At 64.8% G+C, this 18,552-nt stretch carries 15 protein-coding genes; 6 read left to right on the forward strand and 9 right to left on the reverse strand.

All coding sequences use genetic code 11. The annotated features are described in order from the left end of the window. Positions 1 to 125 precede the first annotated feature (125 nt). From pstS to pstA, 3 genes are read left to right on the forward strand one after another with little or no spacing between them, the layout of a single operon-like run. A complete protein-coding gene (gene pstS / locus SKC41_RS12540) occupies positions 126 to 1,241 on the forward strand; it encodes a phosphate ABC transporter substrate-binding protein PstS (RefSeq protein WP_330977880.1) in 1,116 nt (371 codons plus the stop codon). Between the two features lie 30 nt (positions 1,242 to 1,271). Then, the gene (gene pstC, locus SKC41_RS12545) at positions 1,272 to 2,243 is read left to right on the forward strand and encodes a phosphate ABC transporter permease subunit PstC (RefSeq protein ID WP_330978859.1); all 972 of its coding nucleotides are present in this window, start codon (positions 1,272 to 1,274) and stop codon (positions 2,241 to 2,243) included. After that, positions 2,240 to 3,163 (forward strand): phosphate ABC transporter permease PstA, encoded by a 924-nt coding sequence (pstA, locus tag SKC41_RS12550; RefSeq protein ID WP_330977881.1) that lies wholly within the window; start codon positions 2,240 to 2,242, stop codon positions 3,161 to 3,163. Before pstC ends, pstA begins: the two co-directional genes overlap by 4 nt. A 16-nt stretch (positions 3,164 to 3,179) precedes the next feature. Here pstA and ku read toward each other — a convergent pair whose 3' ends face one another. The 5 genes from ku to SKC41_RS12575 form a co-directional block, all read right to left on the reverse strand. Then, positions 3,180 to 4,085 carry a non-homologous end joining protein Ku gene (ku, locus tag SKC41_RS12555; RefSeq protein WP_330977882.1) on the reverse strand — a complete coding sequence of 302 codons (906 nt, stop codon included), beginning with the start codon at positions 4,083 to 4,085 and terminating at the stop codon, positions 3,180 to 3,182. A 205-nt stretch (positions 4,086 to 4,290) separates the two neighbouring features. Beyond that, positions 4,291 to 5,193 carry a carbohydrate kinase family protein gene (locus SKC41_RS12560; RefSeq protein ID WP_330977883.1) on the reverse strand — a complete coding sequence of 301 codons (903 nt, stop codon included), beginning with the start codon at positions 5,191 to 5,193 and terminating at the stop codon, positions 4,291 to 4,293. After that, positions 5,190 to 6,599, reverse strand: a complete 1,410-nt coding sequence (locus SKC41_RS12565; protein WP_330977884.1) for a mannitol dehydrogenase family protein — start codon at positions 6,597 to 6,599, stop codon at positions 5,190 to 5,192. Before SKC41_RS12565 ends, SKC41_RS12560 begins: the two co-directional genes overlap by 4 nt. Positions 6,600 to 6,658: 59 nt before the next feature. Beyond that, positions 6,659 to 7,516 (reverse strand): HAD-IA family hydrolase, encoded by an 858-nt coding sequence (locus tag SKC41_RS12570; protein ID WP_330977885.1) that lies wholly within the window; start codon positions 7,514 to 7,516, stop codon positions 6,659 to 6,661. After that, positions 7,513 to 9,036: a mannitol dehydrogenase family protein gene (locus SKC41_RS12575; RefSeq protein ID WP_330977886.1), complete on the reverse strand. Its 1,524-nt coding sequence runs from the start codon at positions 9,034 to 9,036 to the stop codon at positions 7,513 to 7,515. The genes SKC41_RS12570 and SKC41_RS12575 overlap by 4 nt, the downstream gene beginning before the upstream one ends. 130 nt (positions 9,037 to 9,166) lie before the next feature. Here SKC41_RS12575 and SKC41_RS12580 point away from each other — a divergent pair, with 130 nt between their 5' ends. From SKC41_RS12580 to SKC41_RS12590, 3 genes are all read left to right on the forward strand, one after another. Then, positions 9,167 to 11,425: an ATP-dependent DNA ligase gene (locus SKC41_RS12580; protein WP_330977887.1), complete on the forward strand. Its 2,259-nt coding sequence runs from the start codon at positions 9,167 to 9,169 to the stop codon at positions 11,423 to 11,425. Then, complete coding sequence (locus tag SKC41_RS12585; protein WP_330977888.1) at positions 11,422 to 13,353, forward strand: fumarylacetoacetate hydrolase family protein; 1,932 nt, start codon at positions 11,422 to 11,424, stop codon at positions 13,351 to 13,353. The genes SKC41_RS12580 and SKC41_RS12585 overlap by 4 nt, the downstream gene beginning before the upstream one ends. A gap of 89 nt (positions 13,354 to 13,442) precedes the next feature. Next, the gene (locus SKC41_RS12590; protein WP_330978860.1) at positions 13,443 to 14,243 is read left to right on the forward strand and encodes an enoyl-CoA hydratase/isomerase family protein; all 801 of its coding nucleotides are present in this window, start codon (positions 13,443 to 13,445) and stop codon (positions 14,241 to 14,243) included. Between the two features lie 58 nt (positions 14,244 to 14,301). Here the strand turns inward: SKC41_RS12590 and SKC41_RS12595 are convergent, their stop codons facing one another. The 4 genes from SKC41_RS12595 to SKC41_RS12610 form a co-directional block, all read right to left on the reverse strand. Further along, positions 14,302 to 15,168, reverse strand: a complete 867-nt coding sequence (locus SKC41_RS12595; RefSeq protein ID WP_330977889.1) for an LLM class flavin-dependent oxidoreductase — start codon at positions 15,166 to 15,168, stop codon at positions 14,302 to 14,304. Positions 15,169 to 15,265: 97 nt separating this feature from the next. After that, positions 15,266 to 16,030 (reverse strand): STAS domain-containing protein, encoded by a 765-nt coding sequence (locus SKC41_RS12600; RefSeq protein WP_442931597.1) that lies wholly within the window; start codon positions 16,028 to 16,030, stop codon positions 15,266 to 15,268. Between the two features lie 269 nt (positions 16,031 to 16,299). Next, positions 16,300 to 17,292: a DUF4873 domain-containing protein gene (locus tag SKC41_RS12605; RefSeq protein WP_330978861.1), complete on the reverse strand. Its 993-nt coding sequence runs from the start codon at positions 17,290 to 17,292 to the stop codon at positions 16,300 to 16,302. A 233-nt stretch (positions 17,293 to 17,525) separates the two neighbouring features. Beyond that, the gene (locus SKC41_RS12610; RefSeq protein ID WP_330977891.1) at positions 17,526 to 18,431 is read right to left on the reverse strand and encodes an AurF N-oxygenase family protein; all 906 of its coding nucleotides are present in this window, start codon (positions 18,429 to 18,431) and stop codon (positions 17,526 to 17,528) included. Positions 18,432 to 18,552 lie beyond the last annotated feature (121 nt).

An 18,552-nucleotide genomic window follows, 5' to 3' on the forward strand; every position in this document is an offset into this window, starting at 1 on the left:
GCGGGGACAAATTTTGCCGAACGTTAACCTGTTCTTACTGTAGCTTCCCGGTCGCGAGGATGACGGTTGGTTTTGTAAGCTGCGGCTAGTGCTGCGGCATTCAATCGTAAAGGTGAGGAACTGAATTGAAACTCAACCGGTTTGGCGGCTTGGTCGGGGTGCTGGCTGCTGGAACATTCGCTATCGCGGGATGTGGCAGCGACAACAATGCGACCGGGGGCAGTACCACGTCGGGTGCGCCGTCGGGCAAGGTGACCTGCGGTGGCACCAAGACGCTGAAGGCAAGCGGTTCGACAGCCCAGGCGAACGCGATGACGCGTTTCGTAAAGGCGTTCGAACAGGCCTGCCCGGGTCAGACATTGAACTACACGCCCAACGGCTCGGGTGCTGGCGTCCGCGAATTCACGGGCGGTCAAACCGATTTCGGTGGATCGGACTCGCCGTTGAGCCACGATGAGTATGCGGCGGCTCAAACCCGCTGCGGCGGTTCGCCGGCGTGGAACTTGCCTACGGTGTTCGGCCCGATCGCGGTCACCTTCAACATCAACGGGGTGACTTCGCTGAACGTCGACGGACCCACCCTGGCGAAGATCTTCAACGGCGGTATCACCACGTGGAACGATCCGGCGATCCAAGCGATCAACGCCGGCGCAACTTTGCCAAGCGAGCCCATTCACGTCGTTTTCCGCAGTGACGAGTCCGGGACTACGGACAACTTCCAGAAGTATCTCGACGCCGCTTCCAACGGAGGGTGGGGCAAGGGCGCCGGCAAGAAGTTCAACGGGGGTGTCGGCGAGGGCGCCAAGGGTAACGACGGCACCAGTGCCGCCGTCAAAAGCACCGAGGGGTCCATCACCTACAACGAATGGTCCTTCGCCCAGGCGCAGCACCTGAACATGGCCAAGGTCGTCACGTCGGCGGGTCCGGATCCGGTCGCGATCAGCAGCGACTCGGTGGGCAAGACGATTGCCGGGGCCTCGATCGTCGGGCAGGGCAACGACCTGGTCCTCGATACGATTTCGTTCTACCGGCCGAAACAGTCCGGCGCGTACCCGATCGTGTTGGCGACGTATGAGGTTGTCTGCTCGAAGTACCCCGACTCCCAGGTCGGCTCGGCAGTGAAGGCATTCCTGCAGAGCGCCATCGGTCCCGGCCAGAACGGTTTGGCGGACAACGGATACATCCCGATTCCGGACACGTTCGGATCGAGGCTGTCGGCCGCCGTCAATGCCATCACGTGACCTGAGGTTGTGGTGTCCGAAACGCTGCGTGTGAGTCCGCCCGCGACAAAGCCTGTCCCGGGGGCGGTGAATCGACGCGTGGTGCAGCGGGGCGACCAAATATTCAAGTTGGTCGCCGCCGCCGCCGGATCCACCATCGTGTTCGCGATCGCGTTGATCGCGATATTCCTGTTGATTCGCGCTATCCCAGCGCTGCGGGCCAACCACGCGAATTTCTTCACCAGCAACGAATTCGATACCAGCGACCCCGCGAAATTGGCGTTCGGTATCCACGACTTGCTGATGGTCACCGTGCTCAGTGCGACCAGCGCACTGGTGCTGGCCGTGCCGATTGCGATCGGCATCGCGGTCTTCCTCACCCAATATGCGCCGGCGCGGCTGGCGCGCCCGTTCGCCGCAATGGTTGATCTGCTGGCAGCGGTGCCCTCGATCATCTTCGGACTGTGGGGAATATTCGTGCTGGCGCCCAAACTGGAGCCGTTGGCCGAATTTCTGAATCGCAACCTGGGGTGGATCTTTCTGTTCAAGCAGGGCAACGTGTCCTTGGCGGGTGGCGGGACGATCTTCACCGCCGGGATCGTGCTTTCGGTGATGATCCTGCCGATCATCACGTCCGTTTCACGAGAAGCCTTCCGCCAGACCCCGCGCATCCAGATGGAAGCGGCCCAGGCGCTCGGCGCCACCCGGTGGGAGGTGGTGCGATTGACCGTGCTGCCCTACGGCCGCAGCGGTGTGGTCGCGGCCTCGATGCTGGGACTCGGCCGCGCGCTGGGCGAAACCGTTGCGGTGCTGATCATCTTGCGCGCGGGGGCCCGCCCCGGTAACTGGTCGTTGTTCGACGGCGGTTACACGTTTGCCTCGAAGATCGCCTCCGCGGCATCCGAATTCAGCGAACCGCTGCCGACCGGGGCCTATATCTCGGCTGGGTTCGCGTTGTTCGTGATCACGTTCGTGGTCAACGCTGCTGCCCGCGCGATCGCCGGCGGGAAGGTCAACGCATGAGCACCGAGACACTGCGTGAGCCGGTCAAAGCTACGCTAGTCGAGCCGGTCAGTATGCGGCGCAAGATCAAAAACCACGTCGCGACAACGCTTTTCTTCACTTCGTTCGGTGTCGCGCTGATGCCGCTGCTCTGGGTGCTCTGGGTGGTGATCGAGCGGGGCGGGTATGCCGTCACTCGGTCGCATTGGTGGACCAACTCGCTGCGCGGAGTGTTGCCGGAGGAGTTCGCCGGAGGGGTTTACCACGCTTTGTATGGGACGCTGGTGCAGGCCGGGGTGGCTTCCCTGCTGGCCGTGCCGCTTGGTTTGATGACGGCGGTGTTCCTGGTGGAATACGGTTCGGGACGGTTGGCGCGGGTCACCACCTTCATGGTCGACGTGCTCGCCGGGGTTCCCTCGATCGTGGCGGCGCTGTTCATCTTCAGCCTCTGGATTGCCACTTTGGGTTTCCAGCAGAGCGCCTTCGCCGTGGCGCTGGCGCTGGTCCTGCTGATGTTGCCGGTCGTGGTGCGGTCCACCGAGGAGATGCTGCGGCTGGTACCCGACGAACTTCGCGAGGCGAGTTACGCGTTGGGCGTTCCCAAATGGAAAACGATTGTGCGGATTGTCTTTCCGATCGCGATGCCGGGCGTCGTGTCGGGCATTCTGCTCGCCGTCGCGCGCGTCATCGGCGAAACCGCCCCGGTACTGGTCTTGGTCGGTTACAGCCGGGCTATCAATCTCGATGTCTTCCACGGCAACATGGCTTCGCTGCCGCTGTTGATCTACACCGAGCTCACGAATCCGGAGCACGCGGGCTTCCTGCGGATCTGGGGCGCCGCGCTGACCTTGATCATTATTGTGGCGGCCATCAACCTCATTGCCGCGGGGTTCCGCTTCTTGACCGGGCGACCGCGCGGAGAGAGTTTCGCCCGGGCTTGATTGCGATCCTGAGAGATCAGGATCGTGACGCCGCTTTGGCGGGCGACTTCTTGGCCGGCGCCTTCTTTGCGGCGGTCTTTTTGGCGGGCGCTTTCTTGGCGGCTGTCTTCTTGGCCGGTGCCTTTCCGTCGCCCGAGCGCGCTTTCACGCTGGCCTCCAGCTTGGCGAGCAAATCGGACACGTCTTCGGTCTCGTCCAGCTCTTTGGGCTTCTCCTCGGCGGTAAACGCCTCTCCGCCTTGGAGTTTCGCATCGACGAGCTCCTGCAGCTGCTCCTGGTAGGTGTCTCGGTAGCGGTCCGGATTGAAGTCCTCGGCCATCGACTCGACCACCTGCCCGGCCATCTTCAGCTCCGCGGGCTTGATCTCGATCTTCTTGTCCAGCACCGGAAAGTCGGGATCGCGAATCTCGTCCGGCCACAATAAGGTGTGGACCACCATAACGTCACGCTTGCCAAAGTCCTTGACCCGCAAGGCCGCAAGCCGTGTCTTGTTGCGAAGTGTGAAATGAACGATTGCCATGCGGTCGGTCTCGGCCAGTGTCTTGGCCAGCAGTACATACGATTTGGACGACTTGGAGTCCGGCTCGAGGAAATAGCTGCGATCGAACATCATCGGGTCGACGTCGCCGGCCGGGACGAACTCCAGCACCTCGATTTCGCGGCTGCGTTCTTCGGGCAGGGTGGAGATGTCGTCGTCGGTGATCACCACCATTTGCCCGTCGTCGGACTCGTAGGCACGGGCGATGTCCCGGTATTCGACAACCTCGCCATCCAGCTCGCACACCCGCTGGTAGCGGATGCGGCCGTTGTCCTTGGCGTGCACCTGATGGAACTTGATGTCGTGGTCTTCGGTGGCGCTGTACACCTTGACCGGCACGTTGACGAGCCCGAACGCGATCGAACCCTTCCAGATGGAGCGCATCTTGTCAGTATGCCCATACCGCCGCCGGCAAAACAGCCTGACAGGCCCGTGAGCTGGGATTGAGCAGGTTTCACCGGGGTCGCCGCAGGGTGGATGTCCTGGGCGGCGGCCGCCGGCCGCCACCGAAGAAAAGCGAAACGAGCCGACTTTACGCCGGAATTCGGCCGAGTTCGGGTACCGCGGTACGTACGTGAAACCGCCGGGGCTACAGGGCGATTGAGCGCAGGGCCGCACGATCGGGTAGATCGGCGCCGGTGCGGCCGACGGTCAGTGCCGACACCAGCCCCGCCGCCTCGAATGCCGTGGTCAATTCGTCGAGCTGAATTTTGGCCAGGGCGGCCCGCCGGTCGCCGCCCAATAGGTTCATTTCCCACAGTGCGTCGAGCAGGCCAACCATGAATGCGTCGCCGGCGCCGATGGTGTCGACCACTTCTGCCTGCTTTGCGGCCACGTGTGCCTCGCCCGCCGCGCAGAACGCCCGCGAACCGTTTTCACCCATCGTCACGGCGACGATCGCGGGCCCGCGCGCCAACCAGGCGCGAGCGGTGTGCTGCGGCTCGCAGTCGGGATCGATCCAGCGCAGATCCTCATCGCTGACCTTGACGATGTCGCTGCGTTCGACGAGACGCTCGATGCGTTGACGCGCCAGATCCCGGTTCGCGATCAGCGACGGCCGGACGTTGGGATCCAGCGTGATCGTGGCCGATATCCGGTAGGCGTCAAGTAGCGCCGCGACCGCCAAGCATCCCGGTTCGCGCACCGCCGCGATCGACCCGGTGTGCACGAACAACGGCGGCGGAACCTCGGGTGTGCCGGAGAGCTGCCAGTCCAGATCGAAGGCGTAGGTGGCGGACCCGTCCTCGGCGATCGTCGCCGTCGCCGTCGGTGTGTGAGCGGCAGTCATGCTTCCCGGAACCAGCTGTGCACCAGAGGATTTGATGTAGTCCGCGATCCGCCGCCCACGCGAGTCGTCGGCGATGTGGGTCAGGAAGTCGACGTCGCGGCCCAGTCGGCCGAGTCCGATGGCGACGTTGAGCGGACTGCCGCCGACATGTTCGTCGCCCTCGACGATATCGATCAGCGACTCGCCGATCACCAAGCCCCTCATTGCGCCAACGCTTCCAATGTCGCGCGAGCTCCCTTGCTGTGCAACGAATCCAGCGCCCAGCGGTATGCCTCGACAAACCGATGCTGATGGGACAGGTCGGCGAATACCGCAGTGATCTCGATGAACGCGCATGCGTTTTCGCGGTGCGACCGGGCGATCGGGATGAGCGAATCCGACAGCTGGTCGAGCACCTCGTACGGCTCGCCCCACTCGTCGACGCCCTCGGCGTAACGGGCCCAACTGGCCACGGCCGCTGAAGCCATCTGAACCGGCCCGTCGTTGGCCAGGTTGTCGCAGATGACGGGGAACAGCCACTTCGGTATGCGGTCCGACGAGTAGGCGCACAGCCGGGCGACGGTATCGCGCACCGCGGGGTTGGCGAACCGCTCGATCAGGGTGCGTCCGTAGTCATGCAGGTCGATCCCCGGCACCGGCGGCAGCGTCGGGATGGCCTCGGTGTCGAAGTAGGCGAGCAGGTACTTGGCGAACAACGGATCCTGCGCCGCTTCGTGCACGAACTCGAAGCCGCAGAGATGGGCGAAGTAGCACAGGCACTGATGCCCCGCGTTGAGCATGCGAAGCTTCATCAGCTCGTATGGGCGCACATCGTCGACCACCAGCACGCCCGCTTTCTCCAGCGGCGGTCGGCCGTCGGCGAAGTCGTCCTCGAGCACCCACGCGGTGAACGGCTCGGCCACCACCGGCCACCGGTCGTTGACGCCGAAGTCGCGCCGCACTTCCGCGGCCATCTCCAAAGTCGTTGCCGGGGTGATGCGATCGACCATCGAACTCGGAAACCGGCTGTGCGCCGCCACCCACGCGGCCAACTCGGGGTCTATGCGTTCGGCACTTGTGAGCACCGTACGCCGGGCGACCTCACCGTTGTTTTCGATGTTGTCGCAGGACACGATCGTCGGCGCGGGGATTCCTCGATCGCGTCGCCGGGCCAGCGCCCGGGTGATCAACGTGAACGCCGGCCCATCGGGATCGCGATATCCACCTTCGGTGATCGTCAGCGAAATGATCCGGGTGGACGGCGCGGCGAGCACCTCCAGCGCCGACTCCGGATCGTCCGGGGCGTAGCGGTAGTCGACGATCGAGCCGATCACTTGGGCATCCCGGCTGCCGTCGGGGTTCTCCAAGATCAGCGTGTACAGCCCGTCCTGATCGGTCAGGACATCGCGCATGGTCCAGTCGGCGGGCATGACGCCCACCCCGCAGATGCCCCACTCGTGCGCCAGGCCCTGCTGCAGCAGCAGGTTGATGTAGGCAGCCTGATGCGCCCGATGGAAGTGACCGGCGCCAATGTGCGCGATACCGACGCTGACGCTGTCACGATCGTATTTCGGCGCGTCGATCGGCAGCCGGGAGAGCGACGCATTGTTCAGATCGATTGCGCTGGCCATCGTTGGCCACCTCCTCCCCGGGCCACCGCCCGGATCGCTACTGCGGGGGCCGATGCCCCCTACGCGAGCGGGGAACCCCCGGCCGGCACCGCCGACAGCAACAGGAAATCGGCCAGCGCACGCCACGACTCGGTGATCGCGATCGCACCGGCATCGATTAGTTCTGCACGGCGGCAATCCCGTTCGTCAGGTAGTAGGAACATCAGGTTACCGACGGTGGGGTAGCCCGCCGCGACCGCGGAAGCCACGCCGGCCACGGAGTCTTCGATGGCCAGCCCCTGTTCGGATGCGACGCCCAGCGCCTGGCCGGCATGCAGGTACACCGCCGGGTCGGGTTTGCTGGTCGGCACCGGAAGCGAATCCTCCGCGCTGAAGGTCACCGATTCCGATATCAGCGCATCGAGGCCGGTGGCAGCGAAACAGGCACCCAGGCGCTTGGTGGCACTCGAGCTGACCGCCGCGACGGCGTAGTGCGCCGCGAGGTCGCGCAACGGTTCGAGCACCTGCGGATCGGGTGTCAGGGTGCGGGCCAGATGAGCCGTGACCCGTTCGCGCTCCTCGCGCACCCACTCCTCGAGTTCGTCGACGGACAACGCGTTGCCGCCGGCCAAGTCGCCGGCCGAGGCGACCACCGCCGCGGGACGGCCCTGGGCCAACGTCTGTTCGAGCGGGACGTCGCACTGCACCGCCAGGTCGAGCGCGGTGGTACGGAAGTTCTTCCCGACCGCCCGCTTACGCAACTCCTCCGAGCTGAGCGGAGCCGTCACGCCGAACCTGGCCAGGAAACGATTCACCACCTCGGTCGATGCCTCGAACGCGGGCCGTTCCGAGGCGAACAGGTTGTCGTCGGCGTCGCAGAGCAAGGTCGTGATCGGTGCCGGGTCGAAGGTGTGCACAAGCGTCAGTCCGCTGTTCATCGCCACACCAACTCCCGCTCGTCATTGCGCATCGCGTCCCGCAGCGTGGGCACCACACCGCGCTCGTCGATATCGGCAATCATCTCGCCCAGGCGCTCGGCAAAACCGGGAACCCCGCGCACCTGGGCGAACATCTCATGGCCCAGCAGCGGATCGGGGTTGTTGCTTGCCATGTTGGCCAACCTAGCCACCGGAATCGCCTGCGAATCCTCGAGGCTGATTTTGCGCCCGTTGAGGTCGTGGCCGCGCATGTAGCGAGCCCACCCGGCGACAGCCAACATCAACAGCGTGTGCGGCCTGGCCTGCGCGATCCCCTCCTCCAGCGAGGGCATCACGAACTGCGCGATCTTGCTGGTGCCCCGTCGAGCCAGCCGCGACAATTGGTCGCTCATTCGGGGATTGCTGAGCCGATCGAGCAGGGTGGTGCGATATTCGGGGGTGTTCATCCCGGGGACGGCGGGCAGCAGCGGCTGAATCTCGTCGCGCAGCAGCTTCTCGACGTAGTCGAAGATGACGCGGTCCCGCATCGCCTCGTCGGTGCGCCGATACCCGGCCAGGGTGGCCAAACATCCGAGCGCGATATGGGATCCGTTGAGCAGACGGGTCTTGATCAGCTTGTGGTCGCGGACATCGGCGACGAATTCGGCGCCGACCAGGTCCAGCGGCGGACGCCAATTACAGAACGAATCCTCGATCACCCATTGGCGATACGGCTCGGTCACCACCGGCAATTTGTCGGCCACACCGAACGTCTGCTCGACGAATTTGCACTCCGACGTCGAGGTCTGCGGGGTGATGCGGTCGACCATGGTCGACGGGAACGCGACATAGGTGTCGATCCACCGGGCGAGCGCGGGGTCCTTCAACGCGGCGAACGACACCAGCGCGGTTCTCGCCGGCTGGCTGTCGCCGGGAATGTTGTCGCAGCAGAGCACGGTGAACGGCGCGATGCCCGCGCGGCGACGACGGTCGAGGGCTTCGGTCAGATACCCCCAGGCGGTGGCGTACCCGTCGGACGCGACGAGGTCGGCGCGCACGTCCGGGTGGTCGGCGTCGAATTCGTCGGTGACTGGGTTGAGGAAGTATCCGTTGTTGGTGATGGTCAGGCTGACGATGCAGGTTTGGGGGTCTGCCAGGGCGGCGCGGACCGCCGCACCATCATTCGGTGCGTAGTGAACGGAGCCGATCGAGCCGACCACGCGTGCGGTTTGGCGGTCGTGGCCGCGCTGTACGACGGTGTACAGCCCGTCCTGGGCGGACAGCAAGTCTTTGGCGGTCGGGGAGTTGAGACTGACGCCGGTCACGCCCCACCGATCGGAAATGCCTGAGCGGGCAAGGTCGTCGAAATAGACGGCCTGATGTGCGCGGTGGAAGTTGCCCGCACCGATGTGAACCACACCCCGCTGCAGCGCCGACCTGTCATAGGTGGGCACGTCAACGCGGTGCGAATGCAGTTGTAGGGTCGCGTCGCTGAGGGGGACGCCGCTTTTTGGACGCCAGGGGGCAGTGACATCAAACATTGTCCGTCTGTGCCCGAGCTGACCGCGGGTCTAACCGCCTCGTGGTTGATGTCACAAAGAAATCGACGGCACCGAGCGATAATCGGAGGTCAAAGGAGTTAACAGGGTAGAAACGCGTAGGTTGACTCTCATGGCAGCACGGGTGAAGCTGACAAACCCCGACAAGGTGCTCTACCCTGCGACCGGCACCACCAAGGCCGACATCTTCGCGTATTACACCGCCATCGCCGAAGTGATGCTGCCGCACATCGCCGGGCGTGCCGCCACCCGTAAGCGTTGGCCCAATGGCGTTGAGCAGTCATCGTTTTTCGAAAAGCAGCTGGCGGCCTCGGCTCCAGAGTGGTTGCCGCGCGCCAGCATTACGCACCGGTCCGGTACGACGACGTATCCGATCATCGACAGTGTCGACGGGCTGGCCTGGATCGCGCAGCAGGCGGCGCTGGAAGTGCACGTGCCGCAGTGGAGGTTCGTCGCGCAGTGGACCCGCAGTAAAGCTGAAGAACTCAAGCCCGGTCCCGCAACACGATTGGTGTTCGACCTGGACCCGGGCGAGGGCGTCACGATGGCGCAGCTGGCCGAGGTGGCCCGCGCGGTACGGGACCTGATCGCCGATATCGGGCTGACCACCTTCCCCCTCACCAGCGGCAGCAAGGGACTGCACCTCTACGCGCCACTGCAGGAGCCGGTGAGCAGCAACGGGGCCACCGTACTGGCGAAACGCGTTGCGCAGCAATTGGAAACATCGATGCCTAAGCTGGTCACATCGACGATGACCAAGAGCCTGCGGGCCGGCAAGGTGTTCCTGGATTGGAGCCAGAACAGCGGATCCAAGACCACGATCGCGCCGTACTCGCTACGGGGCCGGCAGCATCCGACCGCCGCGGCGCCCCGTAGCTGGGAGGAACTCGACGACCCGGGGTTGACCCAGCTGCGCTACGACGAGGTGCTGACCCGCGTCGCCCGCGACGGAGATCTGCTGGAGCCGTTGGACGCCGATGCACCCGTCGCGGACCGGCTGACGAAGTATCGCAGCATGCGCGACGCGGCGAAGACCCCGGAGCCGGTTCCTCAAGCAAAACCCACTGCAGGACAAGGAAATACATTCGTCATCCAGGAGCATCATGCCCGCCGGCTGCATTACGATTTCCGGCTGGAGCGAGACGGCGTACTGGTGTCGTGGGCGATACCGAAAAACCTCCCTGAGACGACGTCGGTGAATCATCTCGCGGTGCACACCGAAGATCATCCGCTGGAATACGGCATGTTCGAGGGCGACATTCCCAAAGGGGAATACGGCGCCGGCAAGGTGGTCATCTGGGATTCCGGGACCTACGACACCGAGAAGTTTCGCGACGACGAGGTGATCGTGAATCTGCACGGCAGCCGAATTTCCGGACGCTACGCCCTGATCCAGACCAACGGTGACCAATGGCTGGCACACCGGATGAAAGACCAGAAGGTCTTCGAGTTCGACGAGATCGCGCCGATGCTCGCCACGCATGGTTCGGTGGCCACGCTCAAGTCCGGCCAGTGGGCCTTCGAGGGAAAGTGGGACGGCTACCGGCTGCTGATCGAGGCGGATCGCGGCAGTGTGCGGATGCGGTCCAGAAGCGGCCGTGACGTCACCAAGGAGTATCCGCAATTAGCTTCGCTGGCAGAAGATCTGGCCGACCATCATGTGGTGCTCGACGGCGAGATCGTGGCACTGGACAAATCCGGGGTGCCCAGCTTCAACGAGATGCAGAACCGTAACCGCGCCACCCGCATCGAGTTCTGGGCGTTCGACCTGGTTTACCTGGACGGTCGCTCGCTGCTGCGGGCGAAGTACTCCGACCGCCGCAAACTCCTGGAAACTCTCGCCAGCGCAAGCAGTCTCATCGTTCCCGAGCTGGTCCCCGGCAACGACGGCGCGCAGGCCCTCGAGTATTCCCACCAGCACGGCTGGGAGGGGGTGGTCGCCAAGAAGCGCGATTCCACCTACCAGCCGGGCCGGCGCTCGGCGTCCTGGGTCAAGGACAAGCATTGGAGCACACAGGAAGTCGTCATCGGCGGCTGGAAGGCCGGAGAAGGCGGGCGCACCAGCGGCATCGGCTCGCTGATGGTCGGTATTCCGGGCAGCGGCGGGTTGCACTTCGTCGGCAGGGTCGGCACCGGCTTCTCCGAGCGTGACCTGGCCAACCTCAAAAAGATGCTGGCTCCGCTGCACACCGACGAATCCCCGTTCGATGCCAGGCTGCCCACCCGCGACGCCAAGGGTGTGACGTTCGTCGAGCCGGTCCTGGTCGGCGAGGTGCGCTACAGCGAATGGACGCCGGATGATCGCTTGCGCCAACCGAGTTGGCGTGGACTGCGACCAGACAAGAAGCCAAGTGAGGTGGTGCGGGAATGAAATGGGTGACTTTTCGAGGAGCCGACGGTGAGCGGACCGGGGTGCTCTCCGGCGACGTGATCCACCCGATGCAGCCGGGGGTGACGCTGCTCGACCTGGTCGGGCACGGTGCCGAAGGGTTGCGCGAAGCGGGAGTAGAGGCCAGCCGTTCGGATCCGCTGCGGTTGGACGACGTGACGCTGATGGCGCCGATCCCGCGGCCGCCGTCGATCCGGGATTCCCTGTGCTTCCTGGACCACATGCGCAACTGCCAGGCAGCGGTGGGCGGTCCACGGGTCCTCAGCGATACCTGGTATCGCATCCCGGCCTTCTACTTCGCTTGTCCGGCAACCGTTCTGGGGCCTTACGACGATGCACCGATGGCGCCCGGAAGTGCTTGGCAGGACTTCGAACTGGAGATCGCCGCGGTCATCGGGACCCGCGGCAAAGATCTGACGGTGGAGCAGGCCGAACAGGCCATCATCGGCTACACCATCTTCAACGACTGGTCGGCGCGAGACCTGCAGCAGCTGGAAACCCAACTCGCGATCGGACAGGGCAAGGGCAAGGACAGCGGAGTCACGCTGGGGCCCTACTTGGTGACACCCGACGAGCTCGAGGAGTATCGCCGAGACGGGAGGCTCGACCTGCAGGTCACCGCGCTGGTCAACGATCACGTGATCGGATCGGGCTCGACCGCCCAAATGGATTGGAGCTTCGGCGAAGTCATCTCCTACGTCTCGCGCGGTGTCCAGCTCACGCCCGGTGACGTCATCGGCTCCGGCACGGTCCCCACCTGCACGCTGGTCGAACACCTCAGCATGGCGGAACTGGAGTCCTTCCCCGGGTGGCTGCGCGACGGTGATGTCGTCACGCTGCGCGTGCAGGGTTTGGGGGAGACCCGGCAAACCGTTCGGGCGAGTAGGCCGCCGCACCGGTTGGCTCCCCGGCCCAATCCGGACGCCGCGCCCGCACCGAACCGGGTCAACCGCGCGCCGGCGCGGGTGCCCTACACCCGCGGGCTGCACGAGGTCGGAGATCGGGTGTGGGCGTGGACATTGCCGGACGGGGGCTACGGCTGGAGCAACGCCGGTCTGGTCAGCGGCGACGGCGCCTCACTACTGGTCGACACCCTGTTCGACTTGGCGTTGACCCGCGAAATGCTCACCGCCATGGGCTCGCTCACCGAGCGGGCGCCGATCAACGACGCGCTGATCACCCACTCCAACGGCGACCACACCCACGGCAACCAACTGCTCGACGCGTCGGTGCGGATCATCGCCGCGCAGGGCACGGCCGACGAGATCGAGCACGGGATGGCGCCCGAAATGCTGGCCATGGTGCAGACCGCCAATCTCGGCCCGGTCGCGACGCCATATACGCGAGACCGGTTCGGGCCCTTCGACTTCAGTGGCATCCGGGTGCGCAACGCCGACCAGACCTTCGACCGTGACCTGTCCATCGAGGTCGGCGGCCGGCGGATCGAGCTGCTGAACCTCGGTCCGGCACACACCGCGGCGGACTCGGTGGTGCATGTGCCCGACGCCGGGGTGCTGTTCGGTGGCGACCTGCTGTTCATCGGCTGCACCCCGATCGTGTGGGCGGGCCCGATCGACAACTGGATCGCGGCCTGCGATGCGATGATCGCGCTGGACGCTCCGACGGTGGTTCCCGGGCACGGTCCGGTGACCGACCCGGACGGGATCCGTGCCGTCCGTGGCTATCTCGTGCACGTCGCCGAGCAAGCCAGGGCCGCCTACGACAAGGGTCTGTCGTGGGCCCAGGCCGCGGACACCATCGATCTCGGCGAGTACGCCAGCTGGCTGGACGCCGAGCGAGTGGTAGTCAATGTCTACCAGCGCTATCGCGAACTCGACCCGGACACACCACAATTGGAGACGATGGCGTTGCTGGTGATGCAGGCCGAGTGGTTGGCCAAACGCGACTGAGCCGGTGCTACTCCTTGCCCGTCGAAACGAAACCGCGATGCGCCCACTCGGTGAACAACGACGTCGCCTACGGTTTCGATATGCCTGCCGTGGAATTGGAAACTCTCGAGGACAACATCGCCTGTATCACCCTGAACCGCCCGGCGCGTCTCAACGCGATCGACGGGTCGTTGATCGACGGTATGGACGCCGCCCTGAACGTGCTCGGCAGCGGCCAGTACCGGGTCGCGATCATCACCGGTGCCGGACGCGGATTCTGCGCCGGCGCCGATCTGAGCGGCACCGGCCAGGCCTGGACCCAGCCGGCCGGCCGCCAAACCCCGGCGTTCAAGGTCAACTACGACGCTCAGGTGCGGCTGGCCAACCTCTACACCCGAATCTACGAACTGGACATCCCCGTGATCGCGGCGGTCAACGGCGTCGCGGTCGGTGGCGGCCTGGCGTTCACGTTGGTCAGCGATATCCGGGTGGCGTCACAGCAGGCCCGGTTCGGTTCGGTGTTCATCAAGGCCGGCTTCTCGTCGATGGACATGGGCACCAGTTACCTGCTGCCGAAAATCGTCGGTGCGGGCGTGGCGCGCGAGCTGATGCTGACCGGCCGGATCATCGACGCCGACGAGGCGTACCGCATCAAACTGGTGCACGAGGTGGTCGCGCCCGACGACCTGATGCCGGCGGCGTTGCGCAAGGCCCGCGAGATCGCCGAAAACAATGCTTATGGCGTGTGGCAGACCAAGATTGGGCTCAACGCCGCGCTCGACGCGCCCAGTTTGCGGCATGCCATCGAAATCGAGAACCGCACTCAGATCCTCAGCGGCTTCACGAACAACCCGGTCGAGGCGGCCACGGCGCACATGGAGAAGCGGGCTCCCAAGTGGGATCCGCTATGAGGCTTGAAATTTGGGCGACGGCCCGCTTCGCCCGGTTTCGCCGCGCTTGCGACCTCCGCTAGACCTTCGCGATGACGTTCTCGGCAAACATCTCGAGGTTGCGGATCTTGTTCTCCAGCGGCTCGGTGTCGTTGCCCTTGATGTAGGGGATACGGAAGCCGACGATGGCGTCGGTGACGCCCTTGTCCTCCAACCGCTTGATGCCGTCGACGGTGTAGGCGTCGACCGAGATCACGTGAATCTGGAACGGGCCGGTCTTGCCGGCCTCTTCGCGATACCGCTTGAGCTTGGCCAGGAGCCCGTCGAGTTCCTCCGGGTCGCCGCCGCCGTGCATCCAGCCGTCCAGGCGGGCGGCGCGTTTCAGCGCGGCGTCGGCGTGGCCACCGATCAGGACCGGGATCGGTTCGGTGGGAGCCGGCGTCATCTTCGTCTTGGGGATGTCGTAGAACTCGCCGTGGAATTCGAAGTAGTCGCCGCTGGTGAGTCCCTGGATGATTTCGATGCATTCGTCCATGCGCTTGCCGCGCTTGGCGAACGGGACACCGAGCAGCTCGTAGTCCTCCGGCCACGGGCTGGTACCGACCCCGAAGCCCACCCGGTTGTTGGTCAACGCGGCCAGCGAGCCAATCTGCTTGGCTACCAGCGCCGGCGGTCGGATGGGCAGCTTGAGGACGAAGAAGTTGAAGTGCAGCTTCGTCGTCACCGCGCCCAATGCCCCTGTCAGCACGAAGGTTTCGATGAACTCCTTGCCGTCCAGGAATTCGCGGTTGCCGTCCGGCGTGTACGGATACTTCGAGTCGGACTCGTAGGGGTAGGCGATACTGTCGGCGATCGTCATCGCGTGGTACCCGGCCGCCTCGGCGGCTTGGGCCAGTGGGATGTAGTACCGGTAGTCGGTCATCGCCTCTGCGTAGGTGAACCGCACGTCATCCGCCTTCCTTGTGGGGGCCGTCACACGACACTAGAACGTGTTCTAGTTTGGCTTGCGGGCGGGTCCCACATAGCGGGATGGAGCGACCCGACTACAGCTGATTCTCGGGGCCGATCACGGCCCAAACCGTCTTGCCCGACGCCGTCGGGGTGCTGCCCCACGCGCGGGACAGCGCGTCGACAATCGCCAGCCCGGACACGTCGATGCCTTTGTCCGGCGACGGCAGCCGCACGGCGGCCGAAGTGCTCTCGTCGGATACCGCGATGGTCGCGGTTTCGCCGTCGGTCTCGATCCGCATCTTCGGGACGCTGCCGGTGTGTTCCAGCACGTTTTCCACGAACACGTTGACGACCACCAGCGCGACCGGGATGAGCCCGGATTGCTTCCACTCGGTTAGCCACTCGCGGACCAGCCGGCGTGATTCACGCAGGCTCGTCAGGTTCGCGGGCAACACGGAATCGGCCCGCTGGATGGTCTGACGGGTGAGCTTGCCGAGCGCTTTAATGGCCGCCTTTTCGGTCGAGTAGACCGGCATAAAGCGCGCGACCTCGCTGCGGGTGAGCGCGTCGCGCGTCGCGCGATGCGCGGTGACCAGCACAATCGGAACTCTGGTCTGAGTGCCGAGTTGCAAATGGGCACTGATGAAGGCCGACCATGCCGACTCCGCGGGCACCTTGAGTTCGCTGATGTTGACGATGACCGCCGTCGGCTCGTCCAGCGTTGCCTTTGAGATGCTCTCGCGCAGCGCCCCGAAGTTGCTGGCGTCAAGCACACCGCCGACGGTCAGGACGGCGATCGAGTCGTCCGTCCGTGTCGCAACGGCCAGCGAGCTCGGCGACTCAGCTACCGCACTCACGAGAGGCACTCCTTTCCGTCTAGGACATTATCCCTGCTTATCGCGCTTCGCGATGCAGCGGTTTGTGGGCGCGTGTCCTAGTGGCGGTCAGGGCACACGAATCCTTGCGCGGTCGGAAAGTAACCGAACGTATCGATCGGACATTCCATCACCTCCTCCCTCGAATTCCCATCCGGAGATCCGAATGAGGAACCGCCCCCCCGGCGGCAGAGACTTCTCACGTTAGTTCAGTGGCATCGATGCCACCAGACGAGAGAATCCGGAGCCGGTCAGGATTCCGTCATCGCATAGGGGGGAGCGCCCACGCCGGCGACCGCGTGGGTGCCCCACGGCGTCTGCTCGACGATGCGGGCCGCCGCGCTGCGTTCGCCGACCGTCAGCGTCGCCGTACGGATCTGCTTGAGCGCTTCGTCCGGTAGGGGTTGGGCCGGGGAGCCGAAGAGCGTTCCCTGCCAGTGGTAACGGCCGTCGACCGGATCGAGGCGTCCGGCCAGCCGCACCCGTACCGGAAGGGACGTGCCGGCGATGGTCAGCGTCGCGCTGCCGTCATATATCGAATCGTCGGTGGGCGCGCCGGATGACAAGTCGAACGCCTTGGAAATCCGAGCCACCCGTAATGGCGGGGTGGATTGGAAATGGGCGCGCTCGTTGAAGACTTGCTGACTGCTGCGCAATACCTCGATACGGGTGCTGCCGCTGTGTTTCAGCAACACAAGGCATTCGACGACACGGCGAGTTTGCGCGACGACATCGGGCCCGGTGATCGAGAAGTAGTTAGGGAAACCGTGGATCGCGATGCCCAGGAACGGCTCGGTGCCGTCGGCCCAGGTTTGCTCGAGTGATAATTCGCCGCTACCGATCAGCTCAGATGCCCGATCGGTAATCGTGAACCCGGTGCCGTAGATGATCGCGTCGGCGCGGTGGTCGACACCATCGCTGGTGCGAATGCCCGATGCGGTGATCGCGGCGATCGGCGATGCTACGCGTGCGGGACGAGATTGGTTGCGGCCCAGGGACGCCAGGGCTTTGCGGCGCAGCCAGCGCTTGACACGGGTTGGCGGCAGCGGCAATTCGGCCACGATCCGGCGCGGCGGGTGCGCGTAAACGGTGACCGAGGCCGCCGCCGCGGTCAGCCGCGGCAGGTAGTGACCGGCGCCGGAGTCGGCGCCGACGACCGCGACGTGCTTGCCGGTCGGATCGAAATCGGCGTCCCACTGCGCCGCATGAAACGAGATACCGCGAAAGTCATTGCGGCCGGCCAGCTCTGGCGTCCATGCGACGAGTATCGATTGATCGGTCGTGACGACCGCCCGGCCGTGCAGCGTCTCGCCCACGGCGGTACGCAACTCCCAGGTGTGGGTGCCGTCGTCGAACCGCGAACTGACTACCGGGGATTTATCGAGAAGAACGACATCGGTGATGCCCGCAGCGAGCAGTTCGGTTGCGACACCCCGGCCCCCCGCTCCCGCGCCGACAACGATGACCTGCGTGGGGCTCACAGAAAGTTGGTGCGCTTCCAGCCGCGACGCGCGATCGGGCCCAGCAGGCCGATCTCGGTCAAAAACGCTGCGAGCGGGGCGAATCCGGCGACCTGCATCTCGTGGCGGTGCGCGCTGCTGCGCGCGGTCGCGCGCGCCCGCTTCGGGTCCAGGCCGGTGCGCGCGTAGGGGATCGGATTGCTGAACAGGTAGCGGAAGAAGTACCCGCCGAGCCCGTTGATGTTGGCCATGAACAATCTGTTCAGTCGCGGCATCGTCTGTACCCGCTTGCGGGCGCCATCGCGAGCGAACTGAATGTGACGGGCCTCCTCGGTGACGTGAATCCGCATGAGCCGCTGGATGATTGGCTGTAATTCCGGGTCGTCCATCATCTGCCGTTGCAGCGAATCGAAGATCTCTTCGCCGATCAGCGCGGCGACCCACAGCATCGAGCCGCGCTGAAACACCAGCGGCAGGGCGTTGATGATCCACCGGTGCAGCAGCCGTGGGCGCACCGGCTTGGCGCCGATGCGTTCGATGGCTTTGCCGAACATCACCATGTGCCGGGTCTCGTCGCCCAGCTCGGTCAGCTTGTAATGCGTCGACGAACTCGTCGGGTCCTCGTGCAGGATGGTGCGCAGCAGCGTCTGGTTGAGCATGTTCTCGAACCAGATGCCGGCCGACAACTCGTTGACCAATTCCTGGCGGGAGAGCTCGATTTGTTGCTCGCGGGTCATCTCGTCCCACATCGGCGTGCCGTACAGCGAGACCAGCCGGGGCGGCAGATAGAACTTGTCCGGGTCCAGCGGGGCATCCCAGTCGATGTCGACGATCGGCTCGTAGGACTTCTTGACCGAGCCCTTCAGTAGCCGCTCCGAGAACTCTTCACGACTCGGCCCGCCCGGCCGCACCGCAGTAGTCATCGCTGGCGTCCCTTCATTGGGTGCTTCAGACGGTACCCATGGTACTGGGTACTTGCGACCCCGACTAGGTGTTCGGGGTTGCGATTCGGCAATGTGACGGGGAACGAGGCATGAGGAGGTA

This window comes from Mycobacterium sp. 050128 (genome assembly GCF_036409155.1).
GTDB lineage: Bacteria > Actinomycetota > Actinomycetes > Mycobacteriales > Mycobacteriaceae > Mycobacterium.